General features: G+C 53.5%; 14 protein-coding genes and 1 tRNA gene. 9 read left to right on the top strand and 6 right to left on the bottom strand.

The window, feature by feature from the left end; all coding sequences use genetic code 11:
* Positions 1-346 precede the first annotated feature (346 nt).
* Both NSS83_RS30730 and NSS83_RS30725 read right to left on the bottom strand, forming a co-directional pair.
* Positions 347-419 (bottom strand) — tRNA-Lys (locus NSS83_RS30730).
* Between the two features lie 145 nt (positions 420-564).
* Positions 565-1,872: an amino acid permease gene (locus NSS83_RS30725; protein ID WP_341347181.1), complete on the bottom strand. Its 1,308-nt coding sequence runs from the start codon at positions 1,870-1,872 to the stop codon at positions 565-567.
* A gap of 197 nt (positions 1,873-2,069) precedes the next feature.
* On the opposite strand from NSS83_RS30725, the gene NSS83_RS30720 reads away from it, so the two are divergent.
* The 4 genes from NSS83_RS30720 to NSS83_RS30705 are packed head-to-tail and all read left to right on the top strand — an operon-like array spanning position 2,070 to position 5,903.
* On the top strand, positions 2,070-3,263 hold the full coding sequence (locus tag NSS83_RS30720; RefSeq protein ID WP_341187996.1) for a serine hydrolase: 1,194 nt from the start codon (positions 2,070-2,072) through the stop codon (positions 3,261-3,263).
* Positions 3,263-4,081 carry an ABC-2 family transporter protein gene (locus NSS83_RS30715; RefSeq protein ID WP_341187995.1) on the top strand — a complete coding sequence of 273 codons (819 nt, stop codon included), beginning with the start codon at positions 3,263-3,265 and terminating at the stop codon, positions 4,079-4,081. The genes NSS83_RS30720 and NSS83_RS30715 overlap by 1 nt, the downstream gene beginning before the upstream one ends.
* A gap of 29 nt (positions 4,082-4,110) precedes the next feature.
* The gene (locus tag NSS83_RS30710) at positions 4,111-4,893 is read left to right on the top strand and encodes an ABC-2 family transporter protein (RefSeq protein WP_341187994.1); all 783 of its coding nucleotides are present in this window, start codon (positions 4,111-4,113) and stop codon (positions 4,891-4,893) included.
* Positions 4,893-5,903, top strand: a complete 1,011-nt coding sequence (locus NSS83_RS30705) for an ATP-binding cassette domain-containing protein (protein WP_341187993.1) — start codon at positions 4,893-4,895, stop codon at positions 5,901-5,903. The genes NSS83_RS30710 and NSS83_RS30705 overlap by 1 nt, the downstream gene beginning before the upstream one ends.
* Positions 5,904-5,957: 54 nt before the next feature.
* Here NSS83_RS30705 and NSS83_RS30700 read toward each other — a convergent pair whose 3' ends face one another.
* Positions 5,958-7,028, bottom strand: coding sequence for an ABC transporter substrate-binding protein (locus NSS83_RS30700; protein ID WP_341187992.1), 1,071 nt, complete (start codon positions 7,026-7,028; stop codon positions 5,958-5,960).
* A 755-nt stretch (positions 7,029-7,783) separates the two neighbouring features.
* Here NSS83_RS30700 and NSS83_RS30695 point away from each other — a divergent pair.
* The 5 genes from NSS83_RS30695 to NSS83_RS30675 all read left to right on the top strand — a co-directional run bounded on the left by NSS83_RS30695 (position 7,784) and on the right by NSS83_RS30675 (position 12,575).
* Entirely contained in the window at positions 7,784-8,890 is a 1,107-nt protein-coding gene (locus tag NSS83_RS30695; protein ID WP_341188132.1) for an iron ABC transporter permease, read from the top strand.
* Positions 8,890-9,657 (top strand): ABC transporter ATP-binding protein, encoded by a 768-nt coding sequence (locus NSS83_RS30690; RefSeq protein WP_341347180.1) that lies wholly within the window; start codon positions 8,890-8,892, stop codon positions 9,655-9,657. The genes NSS83_RS30695 and NSS83_RS30690 overlap by 1 nt, the downstream gene beginning before the upstream one ends.
* Before the next feature lie 140 nt (positions 9,658-9,797).
* Positions 9,798-10,316 carry a sigma-70 family RNA polymerase sigma factor gene (locus NSS83_RS30685; protein WP_341347179.1) on the top strand — a complete coding sequence of 173 codons (519 nt, stop codon included), beginning with the start codon at positions 9,798-9,800 and terminating at the stop codon, positions 10,314-10,316.
* A complete protein-coding gene (locus tag NSS83_RS30680) occupies positions 10,313-11,164 on the top strand; it encodes a hypothetical protein (RefSeq protein ID WP_341347178.1) in 852 nt (283 codons plus the stop codon). Before NSS83_RS30685 ends, NSS83_RS30680 begins: the two co-directional genes overlap by 4 nt.
* A gap of 268 nt (positions 11,165-11,432) precedes the next feature.
* On the top strand, positions 11,433-12,575 hold the full coding sequence (locus tag NSS83_RS30675; protein WP_341347177.1) for an asparaginase: 1,143 nt from the start codon (positions 11,433-11,435) through the stop codon (positions 12,573-12,575).
* A 111-nt stretch (positions 12,576-12,686) separates the two neighbouring features.
* Here the strand turns inward: NSS83_RS30675 and NSS83_RS30670 are convergent, their stop codons facing one another.
* Genes NSS83_RS30670 through NSS83_RS30660 form a run of 3 tightly spaced genes read right to left on the bottom strand, consistent with a single transcriptional unit; the run spans position 12,687 to position 15,091 of the window.
* Positions 12,687-13,412 carry an ABC transporter permease gene (locus NSS83_RS30670; RefSeq protein ID WP_341347176.1) on the bottom strand — a complete coding sequence of 242 codons (726 nt, stop codon included), beginning with the start codon at positions 13,410-13,412 and terminating at the stop codon, positions 12,687-12,689.
* 12 nt (positions 13,413-13,424) lie between these two features.
* Positions 13,425-14,177 carry an ABC transporter permease gene (locus NSS83_RS30665; RefSeq protein ID WP_341347175.1) on the bottom strand — a complete coding sequence of 251 codons (753 nt, stop codon included), beginning with the start codon at positions 14,175-14,177 and terminating at the stop codon, positions 13,425-13,427.
* A complete protein-coding gene (locus tag NSS83_RS30660) occupies positions 14,174-15,091 on the bottom strand; it encodes an ABC transporter ATP-binding protein (protein WP_341347174.1) in 918 nt (305 codons plus the stop codon). Before NSS83_RS30660 ends, NSS83_RS30665 begins: the two co-directional genes overlap by 4 nt.
* Between the last annotated feature and the right edge of the window lie 122 nt (positions 15,092-15,213).

Genomic DNA, 15,213 nt, shown 5'->3' with positions numbered 1-15,213 from the left:
ACGTGCCTACACACGCCACAATGTAATCGGTTTTTCGATTACATTAGCGCCACGCACCTACACACGACCCAATGTAATCGGTTTTTCGATTACATTCGCGCCACAAACCTTCACACGCCCCACTGTGATCGGTTTTTCGATTACATTCGCGCCACAAACCTTCACACGCCCCATTGTAATCGGTTTTCCGATTACATTCGGACCACGCGCCTTCACACGCTCCATTGTAATCGGTTTTCCGATTACATTCGCGCCACCTACTCACCACACTACCTAATGTGTTCGCTTTTTCGCATACAATTCTCCGGACAGCAAAAAAACGGCATTTCTGCCGTTTCTTAAGGGATGGACTCTCAGGGGCTCGAACCCTGGACAAATAGATTAAGAGTCTACTGCTCTACCAACTGAGCTAAGAGTCCGTATGGTGTCTATGTATGATTCTCTAGACGATAATCTCTAAGCTGACTGCGTCCGCTCAAAAGTACTTTCATAGTATACTTTTTTGAACGGGCGCTTGTCAACTGTTTTATTAAAACTTTCTCACACTCAGCTATGAACTGCTGTTTACACGCGATTCTTCCGCATCATCACCATATACACCGGGAGTCCGGCAAGCGTGATGCCAATTCCTATAAGCGAGCGCAGCGGGTCACTGATAATTGTACTGGCTAGAATATAGAGCCCCCCTGCTACGCCAAGAATCGGGGTGAACGGGTAGAGCGGCACGCGGTAGCGGCCTTGTACGGGCTGCAGCTTCCTGCGCAGGAGGAACACGCCGAACACGCCCATGGTGAAGAAGATCCAGAGCACGAACACGAGCAGATCCGTCAGCGTATTGAAGGTTCCCGAGAAGATGTAGACCACCGCCAGCACACTCTGAAAAACAAGCGCATTCGCCGGTGTCTGAAACTTCGGATGAATGCTGCTCAGCACCCGGGAGAACGGAAGCTGTCCCCGCTCCCCCATCGCCTGCGGCACCCGCGCTGCGGTCATGAGATAACCGTTTAGCGCCCCCAGCACAGAGACGATAATGCCTGCCGTAATAAACGCTCCGCCGCCGCTACCGAACAGGGCCTCTGCCGCATCGGCTCCCGGAGTCTGTGATGACACAATCTGGTCATAGGGCAGCGCCTGGAACACCGCTATATTGAACAGCACATATACGGCGATGACAAAAATAACACCGATCGAAATGACTTTGGGCAGCGTCCTGGCCGGGTCCTTGATCTCTCCCGCCATATTGGTCACGCTGATCCAGCCGTCATACGCCCAGAGTGTGCCGAGCACCGCTGCCCCGAAGCCCGCACCCGCAACTGCTGTGCTAATGCCTCCGAAGCCGGGAGCCAGATCCGAGAACAGCCCGACACCCACAATGCCCGCTACCGGAATCAGCTTACCGACCGTAGCCACCGTCTGAATGATCCCGCCGAACTTCGTGGCGATGACATTCATCAGCAGAATGAAGGCCAGAATGCCCACCGCAAGCAGCTTCTGCTGCCATGCGTTCAGCGGCAGGAAGTAACCGGAATAGGTAGCAAAAGCAATCGCCAGCGCCGCCACAGAAGCCGGATAGGAGATGACCGCCTGCACCCAGCCGAGCAGATACCCGAACACTCCGCCGTACAATTCACTTAAATAAGTATATAGACCTCCCGACTTCGGAATGGCGGCCGCAATCTCCGCCACGCTCAGCGCCGAAGCCAGGGTAATGATCCCTCCAACACCCCAGGCCAGAATACTCAGCCACGGGCTGCCCGCATGATTCAACACAATTCCTGGCTTCAAAAAAATCCCCGATCCGATAATCATCCCGACCACGAGGGCCAGCGCTTGCATGAACGTAATACTTTTGGTTAACGGCTTTGTTGTCATAACTTCATTCCTTGTCCTTCCATTCTGTGAATATGTATATGTGTGTATTTCTCTGCGGCGCCTCTACTCCCCTGCTTTTGGCCGGATTAATTGACTATAAAATAAACTCCCCATTGAACTATCCACTATATGGAATATATACTAAAAGTGAGGGCGCTTTCATTTATCTACTAACTTTAAGGAGGAATCATCTACTTATGCTGCACACTCCCGGCATTACCGACTGCTCACCGGCAGAGGTTCACTATGACGCATCAAGAATCGGGGTACTCCATGCCCTCTTTCAGAAATTGATCGACGAGAACAAAATCCAGGCCGCCGCTTACAGCGTCTCCCGGTACGGCAAGACGTTCATGAACGGTGCCATCGGCCCCCTCTCCTACCGCAAGGACCGGACGGACCCGCTGCTGCCGACAACCGTTCATCGCATCGCATCCATCACCAAGGCGGTTACCTCTGTGGCGATAGCCAAGCTCGTAGAAGATGGTATTCTGCGGTTTGACCTTCCCGTTGGCGCTTTTCTGGAACCGTTTAATGTGGAGCCGTTCAATAAAATCGACATCTACAGCCTGCTGACCCATACCTCCGGCCTGTTCCCTGACTGTGCGGGCAGCATGATTCCTTATCACAAGTCTTACTGGCAGCTGATTGGCGAATATTTCGACAAGTACAATCCGGAGGACGGCGAGCTGGACTGGATCACAGCTGCACTGAGCTGCGGGATCGACAAACCGGCCGGTGAGGAATGGCAATACTGCTCCTTCGGCTTCTGTATTCTTGGTGAGATCATTAAGAAGGTCACAGGTATTTCCGCTGAACAGTACATAGAGGAGCAGATCCTGCAGCCGCTCGGCATGAAGGATACGATGTGGGAGCCGACTCCCGAATTAGCGGAGCGCTTCATCATAAGAAATGAACATAAAGAAAAGCAGCTCCATGACCTGATCCATGGCGTACAGCAGGAAGAACCTCCAGCAGAGAAGCTGTGGAAGAACGTATCCAGCACAGGCGGGGGACTGGTCTCTACTACTGCGGACCTCACCCGCTTCGCCAATATGCTCCTGGGCATGGGTACCTTGGGGGATACGCGGATTATCGGCCGTAAAGCCGTAGAGAAGCTCACCACCCGCACACTCTATGGCAAACCTGATTACTGCTGGGGTAACAATGTCAAAGACCGGAGCTATGGCATTGGCCTGGATATGCGCAAAGGCCCCGCATTTCTGTATTCCGAGGGCAGTTATTTTCATGAAGGAGCCGGCGCCTGCTGTATGGTCATCGATCCGGTGGAGCAGCTCACGGCCGTGTGGTTCGTGCCCTTCACGGATGATAACTGGTATGCGGAAGCCCTGTTCAATGTAACCAATGTGATCTGGTCAGGACTGATGTAATGAACCGTCTCAAGCATAACTGGCTCATCTGCCGGGCCGTTGCAGAGGTTACTTACAAGGAATGGAGTGCTTACCGCACCCATTCCTTGGTCTCTGTTATTGTCGGACCTGTCTATTTCATGGTGCAATATTTCATTTGGACCGCCGTCTATGGCGGGCAAACTACACTCGGCGGGCTTGATCTCCAGCAAATGATCCGCTATTTCGGGGCAACGGCGCTGATCGGGTATCTGATTATGGATTTTGCCGACTGGAATCTGTCGATGCTGGTGCGCACCGGCAAATTCCTCACCTTCCATCTGCGCCCGGTGCATCACCGTTCCTTCGCCTTGTTCCAGAAGCTGGGGCACCGGATGCTCGGCTTCTTATTTGAGTTCCTGCCCTGCCTGCTGATCTTTATCTATATTTTCGGGATCGATATGCGGCCGGCGAGCCTCCCATGGACACTGGTATCTGTGCTGCTTGCCTTTCTTATGAACTTCTATGTCAATTATACAATAGGCCTGACCTCCTTCTGGCTGGTGCAATCCGGCGGGATTCGCAGCGCCTTCCTGCTGGTATCGGGTATTTTCTCGGGGGCGCTGATTCCGCTTGATTTCTTCCCGCACTGGCTACAGGTCACCCAGCTGTTCCTGCCTTTCCAGTACATTGCTTATATGCCTGCCATGGTGTTCACCGGGCATTATTCACTTGGCGGTCTTGAGCTATCCCTTCCCGAAGCTGTAGGCATGCAGGCCGCTGCTGTACTGGTAATGTTCGGCTGTAATGAGTGGGTCCGCCGCCGGGCAATGAAGCAGTTCACGGCGGTCGGCGCATGAATACACGGAAGGAAAGGAACGTTCCTGTTATGAAAAAATATGTAGATGTATACAAGCAGTGTATGTACTCTGCTATCCAGACCGCTTCGGCCTACCGGATGAACTTCATCGTCAGCAGTCTGATTACACTCATAGGCAACATTCTGTTTCCGCTGGTGACGCTGTTAATCTACCGGGCGGGCACCAGCTTTCCCGGCTGGAGCTTATACGAAGTACTGTTGATTCAATCTATATTCACCATGTCCAGCGGTCTCTCCAGTCTGGTCTTCGGAGGATTGCTATGGACAACGATGTCGCATGTACGTGAGGGAAGCTTCGAGGTCATTCTGCTCAAGCCGCTGAATCCGCTGTTCTACATTGTTGCAACTACCTTCTCTGTAGAGAGTGTCGGATTATTCCTTGGCGGGGCTGCCTTATTCATCTTCTCCGCTATGCATATCGGCGCTATCTCCGCCCTTGCCTGGCTGCAATTCACTGGAATGTTCCTGGCCGGGACGGCTGTACTCGCCGGATTATCGCTGATGATGGCGGCGATGTCCTTCAAATGGGTCGGCAATTCACGAATTTCCGAGCTGGCGGACAGTGTGCTGCATGTCGGCAAATATCCGCTGCCGATCTTCCCGAAGGCGGTGCAGGCGGCAGCTACGCTGATCATTCCCGTGGGGATGGTTGGCTACCTCCCGGCCTCCGCATTGCTCGGCCGGGTACAGGCCGGTGATTTTATCGCGATTCTGCCTTGCTTTGTCTTTCTCTGGGCAGGCATTTGGGTATACCGGCACATGATCAGATTATATGAGGGGGTTGGCGGCTGATGCCGGTGATCGATGTCAAGCATTTAACGAAGTCCTATACCACCTATAAGCGGGGCGCAGGCATGGGGCAGACCTTCGCGAGCTTTTTCCGGCGTGAAGCGGTCTCTGTTCAGGCTGTGAACGATATTAGCTTCGCCATTGAGCGGGGTGAAATCTGCGGGATGCTGGGTCCGAACGGGGCAGGCAAATCCACTGCGATCAAAATGCTCTGCGGCGCGCTCTACCCGACCAGCGGGGAGATCGACGTACTCGGTTATTCCCCGGCCCGGGACCGGAAGCATTATGTCCGCACCATCGGAGCGGTCTTCGGCCAGAAATCCCAGCTCATCTGGGATATTCCGCCCATCGACAGCTTCAAGATGAACAAAGCGATCTATGGCATCTCAGCCACGGATTTCAGCAACCGGCTGGAAGAGCTGGCAACGCTGCTGGATATCTCCGGAGTGATGGAGAAGCCCACCCGCGTACTGTCGCTAGGCGAACGCATGAAATGCGAGTTCGTGATGGCGATGCTGCACCAGCCGGACATCCTGTTCCTGGATGAGCCGACCATCGGGCTGGATGTAATCGCTAAGCTCAAAATCCGCGAATTCATCCGCCAGATGAACAAGCAGCAGAACATGACCTGCATTCTCACCACCCATGATCTGGAGGATGTGGAGGAGTTAGCCCACCGGGTGATTGTCATTAATCACGGCGAGAAGGTGTTTGATGACTCGCTGCAGCGGCTGAAGCTGTTCCTCGGAGAGAAGAAGCGCGTAAGCTTTACCTTTAACGAGTCTGTGCGGGACACCCTTTTCGACAATGACTGGACCAAGGTAATGGAACGCCCCTCCGACCTCCAGATTACGCTTGAGGTAGACACCGCCCGGATTTCAATCAGCGAGTTCATTGAAGGCATCTCCCGCAAGCATGCCTTCTCGGATATTTCCGTCAAGGAACTCCCGATCCAGCAAGTCGTAATGAATATCTATGAGAATGCCAAAAGCAGCCTGGACGTCACCCGTTAGAGTGACAGTTCAGGCTGCTTTTTTATCAGACTACTATTAGCTTCTAGCTTCGGCTTACTTCGCAGCAGCCAGCTCAGACGCAAGCTTCTCCGCCCCGTCAAAGATGGAATAGCTGTAGCCCCAGAACTGGTTGAAGTCAATCTTATAGATCGCTTTGTTCTGGATCGCCTTCAGACTCTGTAGTGACGGATCGGCATAGAACGCTTTTATCGACTGGTCGGCATCAATACCGCCTGTGTACACCGAGATCAGCAGGACATCCGGGTTGGTCGCGATCAATTGCTCCTTGCTGATCTCACCGGTCACATCGGCATAGCTGTTGGTCAGTCCAAGCAGTCCCAGCACATCTCCCGCAAAAGTATCCACGTTCCCGCTATAGACAGCGATAGCCCCGTTGCCTGCATCAGATACATAAGCGAAGGTCTTGGCACCAGTAGCTGCCGCTCCCTCCTTCAGCTTCGCTGCACGCTCCTTCAGCTCTGCAATGTATGCCGTGGCCTTCTCCTGCACATCGAAGATCTGGCCTAACTGTTCAATATCCTTGTACAGGCTGTCTAGCGTTGCCCCTTGCAGACTGGTGCTCTGCACGAAGGTCTTGATGCCCAGCTCATTGAGTCCGCCTACCGTCCCGACTCCCCAATCCGCATCTGCGAACAGGCCGCCGCGCCCCATCACCAGATCTGGACTTGCGCCTACAACCAGCTCTTTGCTGGCATAGTCCTGGGAGATGACAGGAATCTTCTTGAATTCCTCTTGAACCGCTGGATCGCCTGCACCGTAGAGAGCCGCTACTCCGACCATTTTGTCGGTAAGCCCCAGCTTAATCAGCAGCTCCGCCGCACCTTGCGTATTCGCTACTACCTTCTCAGGAGCCTTATCGAAGGTCTGCGATTTAGCCGTCCATTCGGTGCCTTCCCCGTTATTCGTGTGGTTCTGGGTGGTTAGCGGATATACCGTCTTGGCTGCCGCCGGTGCAGTCTCCGCCGGTGCCGGACTGGCCGATGCAGGTGCAGCCGTTGCCGCCGCTTCCTTCTCATTACCTGCGTTGGAAGAACAAGCCGCCAGCATAACCGCCATCACCAGAACCGCCAGCAGCGGTACATATCTTTTGAATATTTTCTTCATTCTCTTTGTCCCCATTTCTGTATGTACGTTAGTTCCCCTGCGGAAATGGCATTAAGCCTATGGCCTTGCAAGGAATACCTCCGTAGAATATAGAAAGTTTAGCCACATGTCAATGAGAATTATTATCATTGACAATCATTCTCAATGTACCGTATATTAAAAAAGACCCTACCGCTGCGTAGTCGCGCTGCCTTGTATCTGGCCGGATGTAATCGGTTTTTCGATTACATCCGGCCTACGCGGTGCCCCCGATCCAATTATGATCGGTTTTTCGATTACATCCGGCCTACGCGGTGCCCTCGGTCCAATTATGATCGGTTTTTCGATTACATCCGGCCTACGCGGTGCCCCCGGTCCAATTGTGATCGGTTTTTCGATTACATCCGGCCTACGTGGTGCCCCCGGTCCAATTATGATCGGTTTTTCGATTACATCCGACCTACGTGGTGCCCTCGGTCCAATTGTGATCGGTTTTTCGATTACATCCGGCCTACGCGGCGCCCCCGGTCCAATTGTGATCGGTTTTTCGATTACAATTGGCCTACGTGGTGCCCCCGGTCCAATTGTGATCGGTTTTTCGATTACATTTGGCCTACGTGGTGCCCTCGGTCCAATTGTGATCGGTTTTTCGATTACATTTGGCCGCGGGCATACATCCTATGCTCCTCATGACTCTCCTGCATACTTTGCCGGGGTCCCAACACTTATATGTTCTTATTCTCTTTCAATAAAGGAGCTTTATTACAGACATGCAAATGCATACTGATCTAGCCGTACCTTCACAGCCTAAGCAATCGCTCATCCATTCTCGTTACGGCTTCATGGCTGTTATAGGCATCCTGTTCATTATTACCCTGCTGTCTGCCGGGGCGGCGGTCTCTTTCGGGCAGGTGGACATTCCTGTCTCCCAATCCTACCGGATTCTGCTTCACCACATCACAGGGATTCAGATTGGAGATATGCAGGACCTGACCTCCGGTTCGTTCGTCGATATTATCTGGAAAATCCGCTTCCCGCGTGTCCTGATGGCGATGTTCATCGGCGCCGGACTTACGCTGTGCGGAACAATCATGCAGGCAGCGGTACAGAACCCCCTGGCTGATCCATACATACTCGGTATTTCCTCCGGCGCTTCGCTGGGTGCAACCTTCGCCATCCTGATCGGCTTCGGCTCGATGGGGCTGCTCGGGCAGTCGGGTGTCGCCTTTTGGGCTTTTGCAGGGGCGGTTGGCGCTTCTCTGCTGGTCCTCACACTCGCCAGTGCGGGCGGCAAAATGACCTCCGTCAAGCTGGTGCTGGCCGGGATGGTCATTAACGCTCTATGTACCGCCTTCGCCAACTTCATTGTCTATTTCGCGAACAATGCCGAAGGCATCAAGACCGTGACCTTCTGGACAATGGGCAGCCTGGCCGCCGCAAGCTGGGACAAGCTGCCGCTGATCTCAATCACCGTTCTGCTCGCCGTTATCCTGTTCCTCTCGCAGTTCCGCGTGCTGAATGCCATGCTGCTCGGAGATGAGGCGGCGGTTACGCTGGGCATTCATCTGGGTGCCTACCGCAGAGTCTACATGATTCTCACAGCGCTGATTACCGGCGTTATGGTAGCAAGCTGCGGGATGATCGGCTTCGTGGGACTGATTATCCCCCATCTGGTGCGGGGACTGGTGGGCTCGGACCACCGCAGACTGCTGCCGGCGTCGATTCTGTTCGGGGCGATCTTCCTGATCTGGACGGACGTCATTGCCCGGACCATCGTACCGAATGTGGAGCTGCCGATCGGGATCATTACCGCCCTGATTGGCGCGCCGATGTTCATGTACATGCTGATTAGAAAAGGCTATGCCTTCGGAGGGAAAAGCTGATGAATCTGAATGTTGAACGGCTAAGCGTCTCTTTCGGTGAGGCGAAGATTGTGCAGGAGGTCTCTCTGAGGGTGCAAAATAAGCAATTCGTCGGTCTGATCGGCCCGAACGGCTGCGGCAAATCGACACTGCTCAAGAGCATCTATAAAGTCATTAAACCGCGCCAGGGCGATGTCTTCCTCTCTGAGCTTAATGTGATCAAGGCCAGCCCGAAGCTTGTTGCCCGGAAGCTGGGCGTAGTCGGCCAGTTCAACGAGCTGAGCTTCGACTTCACCGTTCGTGAGATGGTGGCAATGGGCCGGACGCCCCACAAAGGCATGCTGGAAACCGACAGCCAGCAGGACGCTGACATTGTCTCGGCCGCACTCCGCAAGGTCAATCTGGAGGGGCATACTGGCCGCAGCTATAATTCCTTATCCGGCGGCGAGAAGCAGCGGGTCATTCTGGCGCGTGTGCTGGCCCAGCAGCCGGAATTCATGATTCTGGACGAACCGACCAACCATCTGGATATCAAATACCAGCTGCAGATTCTGAATATCGTCCGAAAGCTGGATATCGGCATTCTCGCCGCCCTCCATGATCTCACCCTGGCCGCTGAATACTGCGACTATCTGTATGTTATGAAGGAAGGCCGGGTCGCGGCCAGCGGAGTCCCTGAGGATATTCTAACGAAGGAATTAATCCGCGAGGTCTTCGATGTGGAGTGCGCGACCTACCGCAATCCGGTCACCGGGGCGCTGGGCATCGCCTATCTGGAGACAAGGTAACTCTTCAGACAGAAATAATAGTTCTTCTACAACCTGCGGCTCCTTGCCCGCAGGTTTATTCTTTTTGCAGGATGTTGAAACTATTTGCTCCACTATAAGGTCTAATGTTCAATCAAGTGCTTCAAGAAGCCCATAAAGGAGTGAACGAACTGAAAGCCCAGCCGCAAGTACCCCAACGATTCGCTGAACAACTTCAAGACTGCCGGAACAATCTGTTCCGCAAGGCCTACTGTTATGTCAAAAATGAGCATGAAGCGCTCGAAATCGTCTCGGAGGCTACCTATAAAGGGTATCTTGCCTTCGGACGGATGAAGGAACCGCAGTATTTCGAGACCTGGATGACCCGGATTGTCATCAACACCGCCATTGACCATCTTAACCGGAACAAACGGGTTACTTACATGGAGGATCACTCGCAGAGCTATGCCGGGGATGAGCATGCTGTTCCACTGGAAGAGAAGCTGGATTTGTACCAGGCTCTGGATAGACTATTGCCCGAGGAGAAGGCGTATATTATCCTGAAATTTTTTGAGGATCTGCGCTTCAAGGACATGGCGGACATTCTGGAGCTGCCGGAGAACACCGTCAAGACCAGGTTCTACCGGATTATCGGCAAACTGAAAGCTCACTTAAAGGATGGGGAGGTCGAGGGAATATGACAGGAAAAGACCGTTATGCACAGATCGAAATTCCCGCACAGCTCGGAGACGTTCTGGTGGAAGCCCAGAGAAAAGCAGCGGCCCGCAGTAAAAGAACCGTACGCTTGCGATGGTTAGGCTCGGCGTCCGCAGCCCTCATAGCTTGTCTGCTGGTGCTGAATATCCCGGATGTGGCAAGCGCCCTCTCCAAGGTTCCTGTAGTGGGAAGCATCGTGAAGGTGCTGCAGTTCGGGACTGGAGGCGAGCGTACCGACGGCGCTGCTGTAAGCACCGTGACCGCTGAGGATACGATTCGCATCGTATTCAATCAGGAAGGCGATACAGCCGCAAGTGTGCCTTCCTATACCGTCGATCAACGGGAGGCTCCGAACCGTCTGATCTTCACCTTTAACGGCGTCCGTAGCTTCGATTATGACGCACTGGAGCAGGATATGGTCGCCTCTCCGCTGGTCAGCGATGTGTACAGAAATATCATCCTGGATGACTCCGCCATGCGGTTCGTGGTCGAACTGAAGGAAGGCACCCGGCATACCCTGACCGAGTACAGCAATCCGGGTACGCTTGAACTGAAGCTGACAGCAGAGGGCAAGACCGCCGCACCTAAAGAAGTCTATTATGTACGCAGCGAAGGAATGCCGCAGGGAGAATCACTGGCTATCCTGGAAGAGATCTATCTGGAGGATGATGTCACCTTCCTGAAGACTGCCTCCGGTGATTTCGCCGCTGTCATCGGGGGCTTTGCCACCCGTGAAGAAGCTGAGCAGAAGCTCGCAGCAATCGCCGCGCGTGAGAACTATGCCGGGGACTTGCACGTGAACAGCTGGATGAGCAACGGGCATCCGGAGTAAAACCTATACTCAACGAATCAGGCAGGAAAATCACAAGCCGCTTATCATGCCTCCCCCTTCCCCAGCAATCGATATGGAAGGAAGGAGCGAACATGATGGCGGATTTGATGTTATGTTTTATAACATAAAGATAAATTATTTTTATTTTTATGCATTAAAAACGTATATTTATAGATTATTTTTACATAAAAGTAAATATATCATTTTGACAATTATGATTTATGTCATATATAATCACATTAATTTTAATATTATAAGGAGGTCATTTATGAAATTTATTCACAAACGGACTCTGAGGAGCTTTACTGTCCTGCTTGCCCTCTTCACCCTGTTATCGTTTCCCTCCATTACCCAAGCTGCGGACCCCGTAGTACCCGGGAAGGTCATTCCCAATGTCGTAGTGGTCGGTGTCGGCGGCACCATCACCTCCACTTCACCTTCTAGAGAGCTGTTTCAGACTTACGGCACCCCCAAGGTCTCCATCAATGATATTATCCAAAGATTACAACCCGAGCTGTCCAAAATTGCCAATGTGACCAGCACTGAGCTCAGCAACATCAGTTCGGCGCAGACCGCCTCCAAGGACTTATATAACCTCACCATTGCCATCGATAAGGAACTGGCTAATCCGGCAGTGAACGCTGTAGTGGTGACTACCGGAACCAATATTATGGAAGAGTTGGCTTACTGGACCGATCTGACGGTCCGCAGCCCGAAGCCCGTCATCTTCACAGGGTCAATGCGGCAATCCAATACGATCTCCTTCGACGGAGAAGCTAACCTGCTGAATGCCATCCGGCTGGCTGCCAGCCAAAAGACAGCCTACTATGGTACTGTTCTAATGATGAACGATGAATTCTTTGCGGCAAGAGAGGTCACCAAGACCGATGCGCTGCGTCTGGATACCTTTGACGGAGGCCGTTATGGTGCCCTCGGTACGGTGGATGAGAACCGGATTCGTGCAGTCCGTGCCCCGGCCCGCGTCAAGGATGCCGGAACAGAGAAGTGGAAGACTCCTTTCGATCTCAGTACCATCCAGCCGGAGGATTTGGCGAAAGTCGATGTTGTGTATAGTTATACAGAAGCCTCCGCTACACCAATTACGGCTTTGGCCAATGATGGAGTCCAAGGAATAGTTACTGCGGGTCACGGGGCCGGCGGGATCTCGACCGCGCAGCAGGCCGCCCGCACAGCGGCCATTGAGAAAGGCGTCCTGTTCGTAAGCGCTACGCGTGCAGGCTCAGGGGCAGTGTATGACACCGGTGCCAAAGGAATCATCGGCGCAGGCGATCTGCTTCCACAGAAGGCCAGACTCCTGCTCCAGCTAGGCCTCACCTTCTCCAAGGATCAGGAGCAGATCCGCCAGTGGTTCTCTACCATCGGCATGCCGGATTTCGATATGAGTAAATAGGAAGCCGCAGCTTGAGTGAATTCCCCGCATTAACCACTCCATATCGTGATACCTAAGACAAGCGGAGGACCGTATCCTCCACTTGTCTTTTTTTCGCCTGCCCGGCAGATCTCAGGCAATATCCTTATATTTCAGCCTGCGGATCGACCAGATTGACAAGACTATGAGATACACCCCATTCATTAAGAAGAACAGCAGATTCTCTATAGGCGTCAGCCCGCGCTGAGTAAGAACGCCCATACCAATCGTCAAAAGCGAGTGCGGAAACAGCAGCCCCAGCTTCAATACATACAGGCCCAGCCCGACAAAAACCGCACACAAGCTGATGCCGACCGGTGTGGCAAAGCTGCGGATACGGATGGACAAGCCGAGCTGCAGAGCGGCAATGCTGAGTGAAGCCACCCAGCCGCGGAAGGTCCACAGGATGATGTCCAGCGGAAAGGTCCCCGTCATAGACAGCATCTGTCCTGCCGCCCAATACAGCAGCAGGAATAGCGCCTGCGCTCCGGCAATCAGCACGCCTGCAATCACAAGCTTGGCTATAAAGATGCCAGTTACGGATACTGGAGCAGCCAGAATCATGTTCCAGTTCCGGTTCACATGCTCCAGCCTGCAGACAAAGGCGCAGCAGATGGCAATCAGAATCGGCAGGAAGAACTCCCCGTAAAATAAGCTTACCTGAGTCCACAGGCTAAACCAGCCGCCTTCGAGCGCCTCACGATTCATAACAAAGTTGGCACAGCCGATCATCAGGCTGACCACAGGCAGGCTGACCAGCACCAGCCCCATCCGCGAGCGGCGCAGCTTGGGCCATTCGGCCGCAACACTTCTAAGCATAAGCTTCCCTCCTTATATTGCTTGTCTTGAGATATGGGCATTTCCGCCCATATACAGGAGCAGCGTGATGAATAGAGCTGTAATGCATTGAAGGACAGGTATTGTCCCTGTAATATAAGAGCCCGCAGAAGCTTGATAGAGATAAGTCACCGGACTGAGATCCAAATAATAAGACCAGACGACCAACTGCCGGACAGCGGCAGGGAATAAGCTTGCGGTTGTCCCCAGGAACCCGCCCAGCATGCCAAGACATAGGGCAAACGCCTGGTTCTTCACCGCCAGCGATATCCATTGCTGCATAGCAATAATCAGCAGACTGGCAATTAGAGTACCCGCAGTGAACTGAAGCAGCAGGTCTGCCGGAAGCGGTTCTGAGAGTCTATGGAACATGCCAAAGCCGGCAATAAAAACAACCTGGGCCAGAATGCCGTAGAGGATCAGACTTCCGGCGCAGACGAATTTGGCGGCATAGACCGCCTGGCGTCCGACAGAGGTGGTCATCAGCATTTTCCAGGTATCCCCTTTATGCTCCATGTCGCAAATCCTTGACACCACAATCGCCGACAGAATCGGCAGGAACAGCCCGTTCATGGACGAGAGGCTGAAAATCAGCGCTTCCCAGGCGGCATTGTCTGCACTCCGCGAGATCGAGATGCTTATGGACATGGCCGCCCAGCCCAGCTCGGCGGCCAGAAAGAGCGTCATCATCGCCCACACCTTTCTCCGCCGGAGCTTGTAATATTCGAGGAACAAGGCTCTCGTCACAGGCTCCGCTCCTTTCCGGTAAGATCCAGGAAGATATCCTCCAGGCTCTTCCTCGACTCCACGATCCGGCTCACAGCAAGCTGGCCTGCCACCAGGATCTCATTGATCCGCGCCGCCTCAGCGTCCGGCATGGCACTGAACACCAGCTGCCCCTCCTGCATTCTGGGCCGGTACCCGTGCTCCGACAGTATCCTTACTGCCCTGGCTGGATCATCAATCCGAAAATGCACCGTCGCCTGATTCTGCGTCTGAAGTGCAGCCATCGTTCCCTGGAACAGCAGCTTGCCTTCACTGATAATTCCAACCGAGGTAGCAGTCTGCTCGATCTCGGACAACAGATGGCTGGACACTACAATCGTCATGTCATACTGGGCAGGCAAGGACTTAATCAGCTCCCGGATCTCCCCGATCCCCGCAGGATCAAGACCATTGGTGGGCTCGTCCAGTATAAGCAGACTGGGGAAAGCCAGCAGGGCCATCGCCAGACCCAGGCGCTGCTTCATTCCAAGTGAATACTGCCCGGCAAGCTTGTGCCGGTGATTATCCAGCCGCACAATCTGCAGCACCTTATCGATATTCTTGGCGGGCAGACTGCGCAGCCGCTGCATAACTCTCAGATTCTCAAGACCTGTCAGATGTCCGTAATAGGAAGGCGACTCGATCAGGGAACCCGTCCGGTTCAGAATCTCCAGCCGGTGGTTCCGCAGCTCTTGCCCGAACAGCTTAACTGTTCCCTGGGTGGGCTGCACCAGTCCCAGCAGCATCTTGAGCGTAGTCGTCTTCCCTGCTCCATTCGGACCGAGGAAGCCAAAAATCTCTCCTTGCTGCACCTTCAGATTTACCTGATCGACCCGTAGAGTTCCCCCATAGGTCTTGGTCAATTGCTGTGTCTCGATGATTGGATGAGTGTTCATAGGCTCCAGTTCAGCTCCATTTCTGTCAAGTTGGCTCTTGCTTCCAAGCATAGAGGCCTTCCCTTGCTGCAGACTGAAGATAACCTTACGCCTACCTTAAATACTCCGGCCCCTCCCATTCT

It is taken from the genome of Paenibacillus sp. FSL H3-0469 (assembly GCF_038051945.1).
Classification (GTDB): domain Bacteria; phylum Bacillota; class Bacilli; order Paenibacillales; family Paenibacillaceae; genus Paenibacillus_AQ.
Note: the sequence above shows the minus strand (reverse complement) of the source record. Positions and strands in the feature narration are given on the sequence as shown.

Excerpts from the sequence above, each read along its gene's own strand:
- NSS83_RS30700 (WP_341187992.1), bottom strand. The coding sequence starts at position 7,028 with ATGAAGAAAATATTCAAAAGATATGTACCGCTGCTGGCGGTTCTGGTG.
- NSS83_RS30660 (WP_341347174.1), bottom strand. The coding sequence starts at position 15,091 with ATGAACACTCATCCAATCATCGAGACACAGCAATTGACCAAGACCTAT.
- NSS83_RS30720 (WP_341187996.1), top strand. The coding sequence starts at position 2,070 with ATGCTGCACACTCCCGGCATTACCGACTGCTCACCGGCAGAGGTTCAC.
- NSS83_RS30690 (WP_341347180.1), top strand. The coding sequence starts at position 8,890 with ATGAATCTGAATGTTGAACGGCTAAGCGTCTCTTTCGGTGAGGCGAAG.
- NSS83_RS30725 (WP_341347181.1), bottom strand. The coding sequence starts at position 1,872 with ATGACAACAAAGCCGTTAACCAAAAGTATTACGTTCATGCAAGCGCTG.
- NSS83_RS30710 (WP_341187994.1), top strand. The coding sequence starts at position 4,111 with ATGAAAAAATATGTAGATGTATACAAGCAGTGTATGTACTCTGCTATC.
- NSS83_RS30695 (WP_341188132.1), top strand. The coding sequence starts at position 7,784 with ATGCATACTGATCTAGCCGTACCTTCACAGCCTAAGCAATCGCTCATC.
- NSS83_RS30715 (WP_341187995.1), top strand. The coding sequence starts at position 3,263 with ATGAACCGTCTCAAGCATAACTGGCTCATCTGCCGGGCCGTTGCAGAG.
- NSS83_RS30670 (WP_341347176.1), bottom strand. The coding sequence starts at position 13,412 with ATGCTTAGAAGTGTTGCGGCCGAATGGCCCAAGCTGCGCCGCTCGCGG.
- NSS83_RS30705 (WP_341187993.1), top strand. The coding sequence starts at position 4,893 with ATGCCGGTGATCGATGTCAAGCATTTAACGAAGTCCTATACCACCTAT.
- NSS83_RS30675 (WP_341347177.1), top strand. The coding sequence starts at position 11,433 with ATGAAATTTATTCACAAACGGACTCTGAGGAGCTTTACTGTCCTGCTT.
- NSS83_RS30680 (WP_341347178.1), top strand. The coding sequence starts at position 10,313 with ATGACAGGAAAAGACCGTTATGCACAGATCGAAATTCCCGCACAGCTC.